Consider the following 14705-nt stretch of genomic DNA (forward strand, 5'->3'; position numbering starts at 1 on the left):
GAACGGAATCAGTCGAGCTCGATGTGCCGAAGGAGTCGCTGGGCGGCCCATACGGCAACCGCGACGTGTCCCGCGAGGACGAGAAGTGCAGGCAGCCCCGACGCGGCGCCGTCGGTGGCCTGCCAAGCCCGAGCGCTGAGCTCGGGCGGAGTCCAGTGCAGCAGCCGGGCGGCCACGTGGTTGCCCGTCGACAGCTGGGCGACGACCGATCCCGCCACGAGCCAGATCACCGCAAGAGCGGTGGCGGCATGGCTCGACCGGGTCACGGTGGTCACGATCATGCCCACCGCTCCCCACCAGGTCCACGTGAGCGCAAAGATGAGGACGAAGGCGGCCAGGGGACCCACCGGTGGGAAGCCGTCGACGTGACCCGTCACCACCCACGAGCTCGCCAGCCCCACCGCGATCGTGCCGGCCGCGGTCGTCAGCCCCACTAGGAAGAGGGCGATCGCCTTCGCGAGGGCCAGGGAGCTCCTGGCGACCCCGCGCGCCGCGAGGAAGGCGAGCAGCCCGGAGCGGAACTCGGTGCGCAGGAACTGCCCACCGACGATGAGCGCGGCCACGGGGAGGAACGTTGCGAGAGGCGCTGGCAGGTTGTCCAGGACGTGGCCGGTCGTGAGCAACGCCCGGCGCTCCGCCAGTTCAGCGGCCAGAGCCGTGTCGGTCGATGCCTCGCGCGCCATCACGGTGAGAGCCAGCCACACGATCGCGTATCCGAGGAGTACGACGATCCCGGCATAGCCGAGCAGCGTGATCCGGACTCGCACCGAGCTCGCAATACGACGTGATTCGACGGGGACGAGTGCGCGGGCTCTCATCCCGTCACTCCCATCGCGTCGATGATCGCGTCGGCCAGCGCACCGGAGCGGGCCTGGACCGCGTGGACGGCGACGTCGGCTCGGACGAGCGAGCGGACCGCATCGGCGATCTCGGGGTCGGAGTGCGCGTCGATGAGGACCGTTCGCGGGTCGGTGGTGACTGCGCCCAGGTGGGCAGGGAGTGCAGCCGCGGCGGCACGTGCGTCGTCAACGCGGAGGACGACGTGCCGAGAGGCGAGGAGGCCCGAGGTCGGACCTTCCAGTACGACGCGGCCACCGTCGATCACGGTGACGGCCTCGCACACCCGCTCCAGCTCGTCGAGGAGATGGCTGGAGAGCAGGATCGCTACGCCGTCCTCTGCGAGGGAGGCCAGCGTGTTGTTGAGCTCCCGGATCGCGATCGGGTCCAGGGCATTGTGGGGTTCGTCGAGGAGGAGGAGCTGAGGTTCCCCGACCAGCGCGCACGCCAGGGAGAGCTTCCGTCGCGTGCCGTGGGAAAGGCGACGGGCCGGAGTTGTCCGGTCGGAGCGAGGAACGCCGACTCGATCCAGCATCTCGTCGATCCGGACGGTCGCACCGAGATAGGCGCCGGTCAGCGTGAGGTGTTCACGCGCGTCGAGGCCATCCATGACCGGCCAGCTATCGAAGGCGACGCTCACACGGTCGCGGGGGACGCCGAACAGGACGGATCCCTCGTGGCGGATGAGACCGAGGACGGCGCGAAGGAAGGTGGTCTTGCCTGCCCCGTTGCGTCCAGCCAGGCCCATGATCTGTCCCCGCGGAACGGCGAGGCTGACGTCCGACAGGATCGTTCGTCCGGCGCGGCGTACGACCAGCGAGCGCACCGCGAGTGCCGGCGCGGTCAGGTCCACGTGACCGCGCCGATGATGATGCCACCAACCGTGTTGATCAACGCGCAGACCGCGGCGGCACGAAGGCTCAGGCCGTACGTCACCCGAAGGCCCACGCACAGGAGGACGCCACTGGCCAGGAGGAACGGATCTCCGTAGCGCAGCGCCTGGAGACGCTCGGGCGAGTCGAGAGGGCCGAGGAGGAGTACGGCGATCACCAGGTTGCGCACCCAGATCGGCGCCAGCGCGACGACGTACATCCCCATGCCCTCGCGGAGCGACGCGCGGCCACCGGCGGACCGTGCGATGAAGTGGCAGATGGCGCCACCGAAGACCAGGGTGAGCAGGATGCCTGCGCCGGTCACCAGCGCGAGGGTCGCGCTGACAGCGGCGGTGCCGACGGCGCTCCCGCCCGCGCCGAGGCTGTCCAGCAGGTCTTGGGTGTCCGTGCGCGACGCCGACGCCACAGCGATGGCGACAGCCGCGGCTGCGATGACATGGGGCGCGGCCAACGCACGCAGCCCGGGGGCAGCACGCCATGACAGCTCGGTGAATGCCCGCGTCGGTGCCACGAGGACGCGCCACTGTGGAGTTGGTGCGGTGCCGGACACCCCCGCTGACGTCACTGCAGCCATGCCGACCCGATTCCGATCACGAGGGTGGCGAGCGCGCCGAGCAGGAGCGCGAGTCGGACGAGGACCGTGGTCCGGGTGGTTGCGGAGGCGACACTGAGCGAGCCGATCGCAGCCGCGGACACCGCCGCGACCACCGCTGCCGCCGTCAGCGTCAGGGAGTGGGGCCCCAGCCACAGTTGCAGGGCGGCCACCGCGCCGTAGACCGTCGCGAGGACGATCGGAAGCGGTGAGGACGGTGCCACGGTTCGGGAGTCGACGTGCATGGGTGGATCACCTTTCAGGGCGGTGCGCGGGCGCGCTGACGTGTGTCTGCATCCGGGGTGTGAGCTCGGTTTCGATGAGGGCGGCCAGGCAGACCAGGGTTGTGCCGGCCGCGGTTGCCGCGAGCGCGGCTCGCGCTGTGTCGCGCCAGCGGGGTGCGCGGGTGCTGAGCACCCGGACCAGATGGCCGAGGGGAGCGATCCCAGCCGCCGTCAGCAGTGCGAATCCGGCGATCTCGAACGGCGCGTGGAGCGCGAGGCCTGCGGCGGTCTGCGCGGTGCCGTACTCCCGGGCGGCCGAGCCCACGTCGATGCCGACGATGAACCAGCCGGGGACGCTGAACAACAGGATGGTCAGCCCCATCGTGAGGGCTCCGCTGAGCGCGACCCCGCCGATGCCGAGGTTGTGCGCTGCCAGCTCGACCGGGTTGGTCGCGGCCGAGACGGGTGCACGGGAGGCGTCGATGCCTGACGCGCCCACGGCTGTACCGAGCGCCAGCGGCACCAGGACCAGCGCCAGACCGACGGCTGCCTCGGGGAGGATCAGGTAGTACGTCGTCCGGGGTTGCTGCTCGGGGGTGAGGGAAGTCCCCCCACCCCCGAACGTGTCGCTGAGGTGGTGAGTCACCAGGCCGCTGCGGCCTTCTTGCCGTACTTCACGGCCATGCTCTTGGCGATTGCCACGAGCCCCGCACCCCAGCCGCCCGTGGCAGCGGCGAGGAGGATCGTGAAGTACCACGACCCGAAGTAGTCCATGAGCTTGGTGGCCGCGGCGGCGCTGATGCCGAGCTGGGTGGCGAGGTCGGCGACCGGAATGCTGATCGCGGCGCCACCTCCCTGGCCCATGAGCATGACCTGCAGGGCGAGGGCACCTGCAAGGCCAAGTGCGACTGCGAGGGTCACGCCGAGGCGTCGTGAGATGAAGCTGTTCTCCATGGGGATGGTCCCTTCGATGACGGTGTGCCGAGAGCCCGCCGAGTCGGCGAGATCGCGACCACATTCGCAGCGCGCTGATCCGGGTGCTGACTCACATCGGAGATCCTGATCCATCAGAAAGTGTGATGGCCGCTCGCTCGCGCTGCGCCTGGATGCTGTCGACGACCTGTGTCGCCGCCGCGCCTTCGACTGCCCGGTCGTCGACGAGCTTGCCCTCGTGGAGGAAGAGCACCCGGGTCGCGAGCCGGTCGAGCGCGGCGATGTCGTGCGTGGCGACCACGACGCAGCAACCCGCCTCGGCTCGCACGCCGATCTCGCTCCGGAGGATCGCCGCGGATTCCGCGTCCAGGCCGTTGAACGGCTCGTCCATGAGCAGGATGCGGGGCTCGTGCATGGTGATGAGCGCCAGTCCCACGCGTTGCCGCTGGCCGAGCGACAGGTGCGCCGCTGGCCGGTCGAGAAGGGAACCTAGGTCGAAGCGCTCGATCCGCTCGCCGACGAGGTCGGGCTGATCGATTCCCCACAGTGTTTGCATGAGGTCGAGGTGCTCGCTCACCGTGAGGTAGTCGTAGAGGGGCGGCGCAGAGGGGAGAAACCCCGAGGCGCGCCGGGCGACATCGCTCGTCGGCGCTCCTCCAGCGACGGCAACGGTCCCGCTGGAGATCGGGCACAGCCCCGCCAGCACCGAGAGGAGCGTGGTCTTGCCGGCGCCGTTGGGCCCCGCCAGGACGACGACTTCACCGTCCCGCAGTTCTGCGGTGACACCGCAGAGGGTGTCCCGCCCGGTCCGCTGGACCCAGAGGTCCTTCATCACCAGCGCGTTCGTCATTGCCATCTCCTCACCACGAGTGACGTCAGTCGTGGCGCACCGACGGTGGCGAGGGCCACTGCTCCGGCCACCAGGGCCAGCGCCGTCAGTGCTCCCGACGTGAGCGTCCTGTCCAGGGTCATGTGCAGCGCCGTCGCCAGCGGAGCGACGACGATCATCGCGCCGAACGTCAGGCCGAGGCTCCACACCTTCGCTCGCGGGTGCTGGCCGATCTCCTCGATCGTTGCCCAGTCGCGGCGCGGGTGGATGGCAGCGGCTCCGACGTGCTCGACGACGCTCATCGTGAGCATGAGCCCGACGAGAAGGCTCGCGGAGGAGGTCGGCAGCGTCCAGCCCTGCGGAAACACCACGACGAGAGCCACCAACGCGACGAGTGGGATGCCGACCAGCACGGCGTGCTGAGCGGCCTTCGCGCGGACCGCGGCGTCGTATGCGCCGGGGATCCGCCAGATCAGGTCCATGGCCGTGCGATCAGCATCGGGCGAGGTGAACCGGACGATGCCCGCGCTGGACATCTCGATCGCCAGCAGGATGACGACACTCAGGGACAGGCCGTGGATCGCGGTCACGCCCGACCGGTCGCCCGAGGGAAAGAGCAGCCCCGAGCCCTGCAACCCGAGCACGAGCGCAGCCATGACCAGCCCGAACGTGATGCTCCCGAGAGCCGGCGCTGTGAGTGGTCCCCCGGCGCGTCTGAGGCGTGCCCACGCCACGCGGCTCAGCGCGGTCCGCGGTGTCAGGCCGGGCTCCATCAGGTGGAGAGCCGAGGCGCGCGCCATCAGCGCATCGACCTGCCCGTTCTCGTGGTTCAAGGCCGAGGTCGCTGCGTCCAACATCCGTGGAATCCGGCTGGCGAGTGCCAGGGACACGACGAGCAGCGCCAGCTGGAGGGCGAGGGCAGCGGGAGCCCGGGTCGCCGACTCGAGGTGGCCCAGGGCCTCGCCGACAGCGGGCCAGTCCCGGGAGTCACGGAGCCGAACCAGCACGTGCGGTGCTCCGAACGCACCGGCGACCTGGGCGACCGAGAGAACCGTGCGACCCGCGAGGCCGCTCCGGCCCCGACGGACACGTGAGCTGATCCAGGTCCGCACGGCTATGCTGCTGACGCGGATCGTGACCACCACGGCGGTGTAGGAGGCGAGCGCCAGGAGGACGTGGAGCCCCGTCGGCCAGGTGAGCCAGCCCGCCGCCGTGCCGATGGTGAGCAGGACGAGGTGCGCAGCCAGGATCGACACAAGCGCCGGGAGCACGAGCTTCGCGAGCATGAGTGAACCCTCGGAGCGGAGCGAGCGTCGCACCAGCTCGTGCGAAGGATCCACGCTGAGTGCAGCCAACCGGTGTGCCCCGAGCGATCCGAAGAACCACGGACACACGAGGGCGACACCCAGGGCACCCGCGATGAACAGCGACCTGTCGGTCGGTGTCAGCTGGTGCCGGAGGACCCAGCCGGCCGATGCGGCGAGACTCTCGAGCGCGAGCACCAGAGTCAGGAGCATGACCACGACCCGTCCCTTGTCGAGTCGACGGAGGCCGAGCTCGAGGAGGACACGACGCGCCCCGCGCCAGGCGAACGCCTGGGACAGGGCCAGTACCTGGGTGGAGGAGGCAGGTTGGGAACCCGCGGCCGCGGGGCTACCTCGGCGCGCCGACACGGGATGCCTTCCGGGCAGGCTCGAGGCCGAGGAGGAGGCGGCGTTCGAGAACCAGCATGAGCTCGGCCAGGGCAAGGCGATCTCGCCCCGCAGAGGTGAGCGTCACCGCAGTCGAACTACGGTCGAACAGGCGCCGTCCGACCAGGTGCTCGAGATCCTTGAGCTGTTGCGTGATGGCCGGTTGCGAGTAGCCCAGCTGCCTCGCTGCACCGCTGATGGATCCTTCGTGTGCAATCGCCACGAAGGCGCGAACCAGGCGCAGGTCCATCCGTCACATCCATCCCCGTTCCAGCGCTCCCGATGCGCGTTGGCTGCAGGCGACGCTAGCAGCGCGGCACGTCCGTGGAATGGGTATGTGTACCCAACAAGGTCAGCCCTCGTCGAGGGGGTGCTTCGGGAGCTTCTTGACCTTGGCCTTGCGGGTCTTGCGGTCCGGGATCATGCCGCGCATCTCCTCAAGCCTGCCGAAGCAGAGCAACCGGTCGTCGGCCTCGAGCACGTTGCGTGCGTTGGGGTTCGGGATCACGGACGTGCCGCGGTGCAGGGTGAGGACGGTGATGTCACGCTCGCGCAGACCGGACTGGGCCAGGGTCTTGCCGATGAACGATCCGTCACCGTGCACGACGATCTCGGCCACGCCGTAGCCCGTGGAGACGGCGAGTCGCTCGCGGACGTCGATGTGCGGGAAGGCGACCTGGTTGTCGATGTAGTCGATGATCGCGCCGGCGACGTCGAGGTTGGTGGCTGCCTCGATGCCCTCGAGGCCGGGGGAGGAGTTGACCTCCATGACCAGCGGCCCCTCGGCCCCCTCGAGCATGTCGACGCCGGCGACCTTGAGCCCCATGATCTGCGCTGCGCGCACGGCCACCCGCTCGAACTCCGGGTCCAGCGCGACCTTCTCGACCGAGCCGCCGCGGTGGACGTTGGAGCGGAACTCGTCACCCTTCGCCGTACGCCGCATGGCCGCGACCACGCGGTCGCCCACGACGAGGGCGCGGATGTCGCGTCCCTTCGACTCCTTGACGAACCGCTGGATGAGGACGTTCTGCCGGGTGCTCTGGAGGGTCTCGATGATCGCCTCGGCGACCTTGATCTCCGGAGCGAGGATGACGCCGATGCCCTGCGTGCCCTCGAGCAGCTTGATGACGACCGGTGCCCCGCCGACGCGCTCGATCGCCGGGATCACGTCGGCGCGGTCGCGGACGAAGGTCGTCGCCGGCATGCCGATGTTGTGGCGGGAGAGGATCTGGGTGGCGCGCAGCTTGTCGCGGGAGTTGGAGATGCCGGCCGCGGTGTTGGGCGTGTAGACGTCCATCTGCTCGAACTGGCGCACCACCGCGGTGCCGTAGTAGGTGATCGAGTTGCCGATGCGCGGCAGCACCGCGTCGTAGTCGGAGAGCGGCTTGCCGCGGAACTGCAGGTCGGGCTCGTCGCCGGCCAGGTCGATGCCGAAGCGGAGGGTGTTGAGGACCTTCACCTCGTGCCCCCGGTTGAGCGCAGCGGAGCGGAGGCGCTGCGTGCTGTAGGACCGCGGGGCGCGGGAGAGAATCGCGAGCTTCACCGTGTGCCTCTGCTTGGATGGGGGCCGTGACCGCCACCCATCCAACCAGACCTCCGGAGACGGCGGGCTGGCGTGAGTGGGTCAGCCTGCCCGACCTCGGGGTCCCTTGGACCAAGGCGAAGCTCGACACCGGCGCGCGTTCCTCCGCCGTCCACGCCTTCGACCTCGAGGCCTTCGAGCGCGACGGCGCGGAGTGGGTCCGCTTCTCGATCCACCCCTGGCAGCGCAGCGCCGAGGATGCCGTCGAGGTGGAGCTGCCCGTGCACGACCGGCGCATCGTCCGCAGCTCGTCCGGTCACGCCGAGGAGCGCTACGTCGTGCTCATGGAGATCCGCCTGCTGGGGCGCACGGTCACCGCCGAGGTCACCCTGAGCCGGCGCGACGAGATGGGCTTCCGGTTCCTCATCGGCCGACAGGCGCTGTGCCAGGGGTTCGCGGTCGACTCCTCCCGCTCGTACGTCGGCGGCCGGCCCCGCCGCGTCGTACGCCGGAAGAACCGGGGTGTCCCGCCGCACACGCAGGTGGCGACCGATGGCGCGTGAGTCCTTCGCGATCGGCAACGTCCGCGTCCGGGCGGGCTCGGCGAAGTCGGTCGAGCTGCCGATCACCCGGCTGGTGACGGGCGGCGATGCCTCCCTGCCGGTGCACGTGGTCCACGGCAAGGAGCCCGGACCGGTCATCTGGGTCAACGCCGCGATCCACGGTGACGAGGTCCTCGGCGTCGAGATCATCCGGCGCGTGATGACCGACCTCGACCCGAAGGCGCTGCGCGGCACGGTCGTCTTCGTGCCGGTCGTCAACGTGCTCGGCTTCATGAACGGCGACCGCTACCTGCCGGACCGTCGCGACCTCAACCGGATGTTCCCGGGCTCGGCTCGTGGCTCGCTGGCCTCCCGGATCGCGCGGCTCTTCATGGACGAGGTCGTCGCGAAGTGCGAGCTCGGCATCGACCTGCACACCGCCGCCGACAAGCGCGACAACTACCCGCAGATCCGCGCCGACCTCGACGACCCGGTGACGCGCAGGCTCGCCATGGCCTTCGGAGCGCCGGTGATGCTCCACGCGAAGCTCCGCGACGGCTCGCTGCGCCAGGCCGGCCTCGATGTCGGCGCTCGTGTCCTGCTCTTCGAGGCGGGCATGGCGATGCGCTTCGACGAACCCCCGATCCGCATCGGCGTCGAGGGCGTCCGCCGCGTGCTCGTCCACCTCGACATGATCGACCTGAGGCCCGAGCTGATCGAGCCGCCGTACGTCGAGGAGTGCCGCTCGAGCGGGTGGGTGCGCGCCCGCGGCACCGGCATCCTGCACCTCGAGGTCGACCTCGGTGCGGAGGTCCGTGAGGGCCAGCGGCTCGGCGGGCTCTCCGACACCCTCGGCCGCCGCGTGCGGCTCGTCCACGCCGACCGCACGGGTGTCGTGATCGGCCTCACCCGGGCCCCGATCGTCAACGCCGGCGACGCCATCGTGCACATCGCCAACTAGGCATCCGCTCCTGCGGCACGGGTACCTCTGGGGGACCCGTCTCGAGAGGAGTGTGTGATGGACACGCAGGTCAGGTACGACGCCTCGCCCTTGCAGGCCAGCGCTGCGGTGGTGGCGCTCGTCTTCGGAATCGTCGGCGTCGCCGGCTTCATCCCCGGTGTCACGACCGACTTCAGTGACCTCCAGTTCGCCGGCCACGAGTCCGGAGCGATGCTGCTGGGCCTCTTCCAGGTCTCGGTGCTGCACAACCTGGTCCACCTGGGCTTCGCGGTCGCCGGCTTCGTGCTGGCGCGCACGGCGGCGGGCGCGCGGGGCTATCTGGTCGGTGGCGGTGCGCTCTACCTGGTGGTCTTCCTCTACGGATTGCTGGTCGGCGCACACGACCAGGCCAACTTCCTGCCGCTCAACGACGCCGACGACGTCCTGCACGTCGTGCTCGGCGTGGGGATGGTGCTGCTCGGGCTCCTGCTCAACCGCCCGGCCAAGCTGTCAGCCTGACACTTTCGGCTGGGCTGACACAGCGGAATGGTCAGCCGCGGCGAAACTGTCAGCCTGACAGTTTGGCGTGCGCGGCTCAGGCCGCGCGGTGCTCGATCAGCTCGACCACGCGGGCGAGCGTCCGCGCCATCGCCTTGGCGGCCGCCTTCTCGATGAGGGGAGCGGCGAGACCCACGATCGGGGCATCGCCGGTCTGGCGCAGGGTCAGCTTCGTCCACGCGCCCGTGGGCTCCCAGGTGTACGTCGCCTCGAGCGCGACCGGGCCCTGACTACTGCGCAGCACCATGCCGACCGCGGGTTCGAACGAGACCAGCTCGAACCCGAGGGGGAGCTTGCGCCCGAGGACGTGCGGCAGCCAGGCCTCGGCCGTGGCGGGGTCGGCCGCGTGGCGCGCGACGTCCGCGACCGAGCGGCGTACGAGCGACGAGACGGTGACGTCCATGGCGGGTGCTGCGACCGTGGTGCTCATGGGCCTGCCTTCCGGGGGTGGGTTGGCCGGCTACCGAACTGGCCACTCGTGAGGAGAAACGGCGTAGCGACGCAACGGTGACGCGGTTCGGCGGGTGCAATTCCCCACGTGACCCAGTCCGCATGGACAAATAGGTAAGGCTTCCCTAACAATGGTGGCGAGGGAAGGAGCCCGCCGTGATCGTCTGCCACTGCAAGGTTGTCAGTGACCGTGACGTGCGCGCCGCCCTCAGCGACGGCGCCCGCTCGGTCTCGGCGGTCTGCCGGGCGACCGGTGCCGGCACCGACTGCGGGTCGTGCGTGTTCACGGTCAAGGCGCTGGTCTGCGCCCACCACGCGGAGGACGCCGCGCTCCTCGAGGCCGACGGCGCGGCCAGCTAGACCACGGCCCCGTGACGTGGCCGAAGCGCCCCCGGGATCTGGCGACTGAGTCTGGACTAAGCAGGGGGTGGCGGTGCGACCCTCGATGGAAGCCCGTCGTACTCCCCGGAGGTCATCGTGCAACCCGTCAGCCCTCGCATCCCCGAGCTCCTCAACGATGCGCTCACCTTCGAGCTCACCGTCACCAACACCTACTTCCTGCACGCCCGGATGCTCGACAACTGGGGCTTCAGCAAGCTCGGCAAGGTCTTCTACGACCTCTCCATCGATGAGATGCGCGACGCCGACGACCTGATCAATCGGATCCTCCTCTTCGACGGTCACCCCAACCTCCAGAAGCTGGGCGCGATCACGGTCGGCGAGGACGCCGAGGAGATGTTGTCGCTGGCCCTGGCCAGCGAGAAGGCAGCGGTCGCGCAGTTCAATGCAGCGGCTAAGGAGTGTCACGAGCTCGGTGACCACGGCACGGCGGCCGTCTTCGAGGAGATGGTCCGCGATGAGGAGAAGCACGCCGACTTCTTCGAGAGCCAGCTCGACGCGATCGAACGCGTCGGCGTCCAGGCCTACCTCGCTCAGCACATCGCGGCGGGTGCCGGCCCCGAGGGCTGAGGGACAGCAGCAGAGCCGAGCGAGTCACTCGTACTGGTTGCGCGGTGCCTCCATCGACGTGACGGACGCCGCCTCGACGATCGGTGTCGGCGGCGACGCGGTCGGGTCGGGCGTCACGGCGCGCCACTGACCGGTCACCCGGACCCACGAGCGCTCAGCGGGTGCATCGGCGCCGGCGACCTCGACCTTCCACGCCAGCGCGTCGGCGGCACAGCAGTTGATGCCGATCCGGGTGACGTGCCACGCGTCGCCCTCCCGGGTGACGAAGCCGGTCAGCGTGACCGTGCGACCCGTGAGGGCCTGCTCGGTGTCGAGCTGGGCGCGGCTGACGAAGTCGCTGACCTTCATCGGGAGCGGGTCCGCTGCCGGGAGCGGCTCGAAGTACGCGATCGGTGCGGCCGGGGTGACGTTGGCGCGGCGCTCCGCGACGTACTCGCCGAGTGCCTGGGGAGCGACGAGCGCCACGACGAGGCTCGGGGCGAGCAGGAGCCAGGCCGAGAGCGGCACCGGGTGCCCGTCGTGGTGCCCGTGCTGCTCCTGCTCGTCGTCGGCCCACAGGTAGGCCAGAGAGAAGAGCAGGAGCAGCGCGCCGGTGGCCAGGACGCCCCAGCGCATCCAGGGCTGGACGTAGCGGAGGTGCTCGTCGGTCAGGCCGATGCGGAGCATGAGGATGCCGAGGACGCTCAGCATCACCGCCTGGGCAGCCCGGGTCACAGCAGCCACCACCCGACGAGGACGGCGGACCCGACGGCCACCGCGAACGTGAGCGGCACGAAGCGCAGGGCGAAGGCGCGGCCGAACTGGCCCGCGTGGAGCAGGCTCAGCTTCACGTCGGCGGCTGGGCCCACGACCATGAAGACCAGCTGGGCGATGGGGGAGAAGCCGGCCATGCTCGCGGCGACGAAGGCGTCCGCCTCCGAGCACATCGCGATGACGAAGGCGAAGATCGCGAGTGCCAGCACCGAGAGCCAGAGCCGGTCGGCAACCGCGTCGAGCCAGGCGGTCGGCAGGAAGATGTTGACCGACGCGGCGACCATCGCGCCGAGGACGAGGAAGCCACCGGTGTGCACGAGGTCGTGCTGGGCGGTGAGGAGGAAGCCGCGCAGGCCGTGTGCCTGGTGCGGCGCGCGTTGCTCGCGCATCGGCAACCGGCCGCCGACAGCGACCCAGATCCAGCCGACGCCGACAGCGACGGCCAGCGAGGCGAGGAAGCGGGCCAGCACCATCGCCGGCTCCCCGGGGAACGCGACGGCGGTGGTGACCAGCACCACCGGGTTGACCGCGGGCGCGGCCAGGACGAACGTGAGTGCTGCCGCCGGGGTGACGCCGCGGCGCATCATCCCGCCGCCGACCGGCACCGAGGCGCACTCGCAGCCGGGGAGTGCGACCCCGGCCAGTCCGGCCACCGGCACGGCGAGCACGGGGTTGCGGGGGACGACCCGCCGGAGCACGCGGTCCGAGAGGAGGCTCGAGATCGAGGCCGCGAGCAGGACGCCGCCGACGAGGAAGGGCAGCGCCTGCACGATGATCGCGACGAAGACGGTCGCCCAGGTGCGCATCGCGGGGGTGTCGGTCCAGCGGATCGCCTGCGACTGGAGCGCCCAGGCGGCCAGGAGGACGCCGAGGATCAGCAGCGGCTGCTGTCGGCGTAGTGCGTCGGTGATGGCTCCCCCTGGGTACGGCGCGCGGTGCGAGGTGTGCATACTCTAGGTGAGAATGATTCCCATCCTGAGGAGCACCATGAACCGTGTCGAACTGATCGAGACCGTAGCCCGTGAGGCGGGCCTGAGCCAGAAGGAGGCGGGCGCGGCTGTGCAGTCAACCCTCGAGGCGATCGTCGCGGCCGTCGCCGCCGGCGAGCGGGTGCAGCTGCCCGGCTTCGGCACCTTCGAGTCGCGGGAGCGCTCGGCCCGCACCGGTCGCAACCCGCGGACGGGCGAGGAGCTCGCCATCGCTGCGAGCGTGGCCCCTGCCTTCAAGCCGGCCTCGGCGTTCAAGGAGCGCGTGGCCCGCTGACGCGCGGGGCGCCGCTGTCGTTGGGCCGGGCGGCCGGCGCTGACGCGGAGAGCCCCCGACACGCCGGGATGCCGGCGTGTCGGGGGCTCAGTCGTGCACGGGGCGGTCGGCGTCGCTGTCGCCGTCCCTGTCGCCACGGTGGCGACTACCAGCTCGACTTCGTGATCCCGGGCAGCTCGCCGCGGTGCGCCATCTCGCGGAACCGGATCCGGGAGACGCCCGCCTTGCGGAGGAAGCCGCGCGGGCGCCCGTCGACCTGGTCGCGGTTGCGCAGCCGCACCGGCGAGGAGTCGCGGGGGAGCGCGGCCAGCCGGCGGATCGCAGCCTGCTGCTCGATCGAGCCGGCCGGGAGCGTGCGGACCAGGAAGCGCAGGGCCTCGCGGCGCTCGGCGTACTGCTGGACGATTGCGCGACGCCTCTGCTCCGCGGCGATCTTGCTCTTCTTCGCCATCAGCGCTCCTCCCGGAAGTCGACGTGCCGGCGGATCCTGGGGTCGTACTTGCGCAGCACCAGCCGGTCGGGATCGTTGCGCCGGTTCTTCTTCGTGACGTAGGTGTAGCCCGTGCCCGCAGTCGAGCGGAGCTTCACGATCGGGCGGACGTCACTTCCCTTCGAAGCCATCAGAGCCTCACTCCCTCGCGCTGGAGGCGGGCGACGACGGCGTCGATCCCGCGCGCATCGATCACCTTGATGCCGCGCGTGCTGACGCGCAGCGTGACCTTCCGGCCGAGGCTGGGCACCCAGTAGGTCTTGCGCTGGACGTTGGGGTCGAACCGTCGCTTGGTGCGGCGGTGGGAATGGGAGACGTGGTGGCCGAACCCGGGTTCCCGTCCGGTGACCTGGCACCGACGTGACATCGCTTGCTCCTTTTGTCATGATGAAAACGATTCTCATTCTGACACAGGAGTCCAGCATCATGAAGCCCGGCATCCACCCGACGTACGGTCCGGTCGCCTTCCGCGACCGCGGGACCGGCAAGCTCTTCCTGACCCGCTCGACGCTCGCGGAGCGGTCCATCGAGAAGACCGTCGACCTCGACGGGGTGACCTACCCGGTGGTCGACGTCGACGTCACCAGCGACAGCCATCCGTTCTGGACCGGCACGGCGAAGGTGATGGACACCGAGGGTCGCGTCGAGGCGTTCAACCGGCGCTACGGGATCACGTCGTGAGGACGCCGGTCGTCCTGGTGACCGGGGTCGACCCGGCTCCGATGGCGGCGGTCGCAGTCGGCCTGCAGTGGGACCTGCCGAACGCCGTGGCGATCCACCACGCGATCGACCCGGTCCGGCAGGTACTCACCCGTGTCGTGAGCGACATCTCCGGCGTCCTGGAGCGCGAGGAGATCGAGCTCGAGCACGCCTGCGTCACCTGCGCGATCCGCGAGGACATCGTGCCCACCATCGAGCGCTGCGCGCGCGACGGCCGGTGGAAGTCGGTCATCGCCCACCTCCCGGTCGGCGCGGAGGCCGACCAGGTCTGCGCGGTGGTCCACTACGACACCCGCATGGCGCGCCACTTCCGGATCGCGAGCACGATCTGCGCCCTCGACGGCAGCAGCGTCACCGCTGACCTCCTCGGCGACACCCTGCTGCGTGAGGTCGGGCGGCACAGCGCTGAGGACGACACCCGCGGCATGGGCGAGGTCGCCTGTGCCCAGGTGGAGTTCGCCGAGCTGGTCGTGCTGACCGACACCATCGAGCCGGCGGG

Annotated in this window: 24 protein-coding genes and 1 pseudogene; 8 read left to right on the plus strand and 17 right to left on the minus strand. The window is 70.3% G+C overall.

The genetic code is table 11. The features are described from left to right. Positions 1-8: 8 nt before the first annotated feature. From VLF38_RS15130 to VLF38_RS15175, 11 genes and pseudogenes are all read right to left on the minus strand, one after another. Entirely contained in the window at positions 9-767 is a 759-nt protein-coding gene (locus VLF38_RS15130) for an ABC transporter permease (RefSeq protein ID WP_325272068.1), read from the minus strand. 47 nt (positions 768-814) lie between these two features. Beyond that, positions 815-1690 (minus strand): ABC transporter ATP-binding protein, encoded by an 876-nt coding sequence (locus VLF38_RS15135; RefSeq protein ID WP_325272069.1) that lies wholly within the window; start codon positions 1688-1690, stop codon positions 815-817. Then, complete coding sequence (locus VLF38_RS15140; RefSeq protein ID WP_325272070.1) at positions 1681-2241, minus strand: YIP1 family protein; 561 nt, start codon at positions 2239-2241, stop codon at positions 1681-1683. Before VLF38_RS15140 ends, VLF38_RS15135 begins: the two co-directional genes overlap by 10 nt. A 50-nt stretch (positions 2242-2291) precedes the next feature. Then, positions 2292-2567, minus strand: a complete 276-nt coding sequence (locus VLF38_RS15145; protein WP_325272071.1) for a hypothetical protein — start codon at positions 2565-2567, stop codon at positions 2292-2294. Positions 2568-2574: 7 nt separating this feature from the next. Continuing rightward, a complete protein-coding gene (locus VLF38_RS15150) occupies positions 2575-3192 on the minus strand; it encodes a stage II sporulation protein M (protein WP_325272072.1) in 618 nt (205 codons plus the stop codon). After that, positions 3189-3500 (minus strand): hypothetical protein, encoded by a 312-nt coding sequence (locus VLF38_RS15155; RefSeq protein ID WP_325272073.1) that lies wholly within the window; start codon positions 3498-3500, stop codon positions 3189-3191. The genes VLF38_RS15150 and VLF38_RS15155 overlap by 4 nt, the downstream gene beginning before the upstream one ends. Before the next feature lie 91 nt (positions 3501-3591). After that, positions 3592-4329 carry an ABC transporter ATP-binding protein gene (locus VLF38_RS15160; protein ID WP_325272074.1) on the minus strand — a complete coding sequence of 246 codons (738 nt, stop codon included), beginning with the start codon at positions 4327-4329 and terminating at the stop codon, positions 3592-3594. Beyond that, positions 4326-5825 (minus strand): hypothetical protein, encoded by a 1500-nt coding sequence (locus VLF38_RS15165; RefSeq protein ID WP_325272075.1) that lies wholly within the window; start codon positions 5823-5825, stop codon positions 4326-4328. Before VLF38_RS15165 ends, VLF38_RS15160 begins: the two co-directional genes overlap by 4 nt. Positions 5826-5961: 136 nt before the next feature. Continuing rightward, the gene (locus VLF38_RS15170; RefSeq protein WP_325272076.1) at positions 5962-6249 is read right to left on the minus strand and encodes a LysR family transcriptional regulator; all 288 of its coding nucleotides are present in this window, start codon (positions 6247-6249) and stop codon (positions 5962-5964) included. A gap of 102 nt (positions 6250-6351) precedes the next feature. Next, the gene (locus VLF38_RS17330) at positions 6352-6618 is read right to left on the minus strand and encodes a TrkA C-terminal domain-containing protein (protein WP_349255587.1); all 267 of its coding nucleotides are present in this window, start codon (positions 6616-6618) and stop codon (positions 6352-6354) included. 63 nt (positions 6619-6681) lie between these two features. After that, positions 6682-7542, minus strand: a pseudogene (locus VLF38_RS15175) (ATP-grasp domain-containing protein); the annotation flags it as partial. A gap of 26 nt (positions 7543-7568) precedes the next feature. Between VLF38_RS15175 and VLF38_RS15180 the strand changes: the two are divergent. From VLF38_RS15180 to VLF38_RS15190, 3 genes are read left to right on the plus strand one after another with little or no spacing between them, the layout of a single operon-like run. Beyond that, a complete protein-coding gene (locus tag VLF38_RS15180; RefSeq protein WP_325272078.1) occupies positions 7569-8084 on the plus strand; it encodes an ATP-dependent zinc protease in 516 nt (171 codons plus the stop codon). Beyond that, positions 8074-9024, plus strand: coding sequence for a succinylglutamate desuccinylase/aspartoacylase family protein (locus VLF38_RS15185; RefSeq protein WP_325272079.1), 951 nt, complete (start codon positions 8074-8076; stop codon positions 9022-9024). The genes VLF38_RS15180 and VLF38_RS15185 overlap by 11 nt, the downstream gene beginning before the upstream one ends. Positions 9025-9081: 57 nt before the next feature. After that, positions 9082-9522, plus strand: a complete 441-nt coding sequence (locus tag VLF38_RS15190; RefSeq protein ID WP_325272080.1) for a DUF4383 domain-containing protein — start codon at positions 9082-9084, stop codon at positions 9520-9522. Between the two features lie 76 nt (positions 9523-9598). Here VLF38_RS15190 and VLF38_RS15195 read toward each other — a convergent pair whose 3' ends face one another. After that, positions 9599-9991: a hypothetical protein gene (locus VLF38_RS15195; RefSeq protein WP_325272081.1), complete on the minus strand. Its 393-nt coding sequence runs from the start codon at positions 9989-9991 to the stop codon at positions 9599-9601. Positions 9992-10167: 176 nt separating this feature from the next. On the opposite strand from VLF38_RS15195, the gene VLF38_RS15200 reads away from it, so the two are divergent. Further along, entirely contained in the window at positions 10168-10371 is a 204-nt protein-coding gene (locus tag VLF38_RS15200; RefSeq protein ID WP_325272082.1) for a (2Fe-2S)-binding protein, read from the plus strand. A 117-nt stretch (positions 10372-10488) separates the two neighbouring features. Next, positions 10489-10980 carry a bacterioferritin gene (gene bfr / locus VLF38_RS15205; protein ID WP_325272083.1) on the plus strand — a complete coding sequence of 164 codons (492 nt, stop codon included), beginning with the start codon at positions 10489-10491 and terminating at the stop codon, positions 10978-10980. 24 nt (positions 10981-11004) lie between these two features. Here the strand turns inward: bfr and VLF38_RS15210 are convergent, their stop codons facing one another. Beyond that, positions 11005-11703 (minus strand): TIGR03943 family putative permease subunit, encoded by a 699-nt coding sequence (locus VLF38_RS15210; protein ID WP_325272084.1) that lies wholly within the window; start codon positions 11701-11703, stop codon positions 11005-11007. Further along, a complete protein-coding gene (locus tag VLF38_RS15215; protein ID WP_325272085.1) occupies positions 11691-12683 on the minus strand; it encodes a permease in 993 nt (330 codons plus the stop codon). The genes VLF38_RS15210 and VLF38_RS15215 overlap by 13 nt, the downstream gene beginning before the upstream one ends. A gap of 37 nt (positions 12684-12720) precedes the next feature. Here VLF38_RS15215 and VLF38_RS15220 point away from each other — a divergent pair, with 37 nt between their 5' ends. Further along, positions 12721-12996 carry an HU family DNA-binding protein gene (locus tag VLF38_RS15220; protein ID WP_325272086.1) on the plus strand — a complete coding sequence of 92 codons (276 nt, stop codon included), beginning with the start codon at positions 12721-12723 and terminating at the stop codon, positions 12994-12996. 145 nt (positions 12997-13141) lie between these two features. Here VLF38_RS15220 and rpsN read toward each other — a convergent pair whose 3' ends face one another. Genes rpsN through rpmB form a run of 3 tightly spaced genes read right to left on the minus strand, consistent with a single transcriptional unit; the run spans position 13142 to position 13853 of the window. Continuing rightward, positions 13142-13447, minus strand: a complete 306-nt coding sequence (gene rpsN, locus VLF38_RS15225; RefSeq protein ID WP_325272087.1) for a 30S ribosomal protein S14 — start codon at positions 13445-13447, stop codon at positions 13142-13144. Further along, positions 13447-13617, minus strand: a complete 171-nt coding sequence (gene rpmG, locus VLF38_RS15230) for a 50S ribosomal protein L33 (RefSeq protein ID WP_107701268.1) — start codon at positions 13615-13617, stop codon at positions 13447-13449. The genes rpsN and rpmG overlap by 1 nt, the downstream gene beginning before the upstream one ends. After that, positions 13617-13853, minus strand: coding sequence for a 50S ribosomal protein L28 (rpmB, locus tag VLF38_RS15235; protein WP_325272088.1), 237 nt, complete (start codon positions 13851-13853; stop codon positions 13617-13619). The genes rpmG and rpmB overlap by 1 nt, the downstream gene beginning before the upstream one ends. A gap of 59 nt (positions 13854-13912) precedes the next feature. On the opposite strand from rpmB, the gene VLF38_RS15240 reads away from it, so the two are divergent. Both VLF38_RS15240 and VLF38_RS15245 read left to right on the plus strand, forming a co-directional pair. Beyond that, positions 13913-14167: a type B 50S ribosomal protein L31 gene (locus tag VLF38_RS15240; RefSeq protein WP_325272089.1), complete on the plus strand. Its 255-nt coding sequence runs from the start codon at positions 13913-13915 to the stop codon at positions 14165-14167. Then, the coding region (locus VLF38_RS15245) for a GTP-binding protein (RefSeq protein ID WP_325272090.1) at positions 14164-14705 on the plus strand (542 nt) is incomplete at its 3' end. The genes VLF38_RS15240 and VLF38_RS15245, both read left to right, overlap by 4 nt.

It is taken from the genome of Nocardioides sp. (assembly GCF_035481145.1).
Taxonomy (GTDB): domain Bacteria; phylum Actinomycetota; class Actinomycetes; order Propionibacteriales; family Nocardioidaceae; genus Nocardioides.

Excerpts from the sequence above, each read along its gene's own strand:
- VLF38_RS15155 (WP_325272073.1), bottom strand. The coding sequence starts at position 3,500 with ATGGAGAACAGCTTCATCTCACGACGCCTCGGCGTGACCCTCGCAGTC.
- VLF38_RS15170 (WP_325272076.1), bottom strand. The coding sequence starts at position 6,249 with ATGGACCTGCGCCTGGTTCGCGCCTTCGTGGCGATTGCACACGAAGGA.
- VLF38_RS15165 (WP_325272075.1), bottom strand. The coding sequence starts at position 5,825 with ATGCTCCTGACTCTGGTGCTCGCGCTCGAGAGTCTCGCCGCATCGGCC.
- VLF38_RS15195 (WP_325272081.1), bottom strand. The coding sequence starts at position 9,991 with ATGAGCACCACGGTCGCAGCACCCGCCATGGACGTCACCGTCTCGTCG.
- VLF38_RS15240 (WP_325272089.1), top strand. The coding sequence starts at position 13,913 with ATGAAGCCCGGCATCCACCCGACGTACGGTCCGGTCGCCTTCCGCGAC.
- VLF38_RS15145 (WP_325272071.1), bottom strand. The coding sequence starts at position 2,567 with ATGCACGTCGACTCCCGAACCGTGGCACCGTCCTCACCGCTTCCGATC.
- VLF38_RS15160 (WP_325272074.1), bottom strand. The coding sequence starts at position 4,329 with ATGACGAACGCGCTGGTGATGAAGGACCTCTGGGTCCAGCGGACCGGG.
- rpsN (WP_325272087.1), bottom strand. The coding sequence starts at position 13,447 with ATGGCGAAGAAGAGCAAGATCGCCGCGGAGCAGAGGCGTCGCGCAATC.
- VLF38_RS15215 (WP_325272085.1), bottom strand. The coding sequence starts at position 12,683 with ATGCACACCTCGCACCGCGCGCCGTACCCAGGGGGAGCCATCACCGAC.
- rpmB (WP_325272088.1), bottom strand. The coding sequence starts at position 13,853 with ATGTCACGTCGGTGCCAGGTCACCGGACGGGAACCCGGGTTCGGCCAC.
- VLF38_RS15220 (WP_325272086.1), top strand. The coding sequence starts at position 12,721 with ATGAACCGTGTCGAACTGATCGAGACCGTAGCCCGTGAGGCGGGCCTG.
- rpmG (WP_107701268.1), bottom strand. The coding sequence starts at position 13,617 with ATGGCTTCGAAGGGAAGTGACGTCCGCCCGATCGTGAAGCTCCGCTCG.
- VLF38_RS15190 (WP_325272080.1), top strand. The coding sequence starts at position 9,082 with ATGGACACGCAGGTCAGGTACGACGCCTCGCCCTTGCAGGCCAGCGCT.
- VLF38_RS15185 (WP_325272079.1), top strand. The coding sequence starts at position 8,074 with ATGGCGCGTGAGTCCTTCGCGATCGGCAACGTCCGCGTCCGGGCGGGC.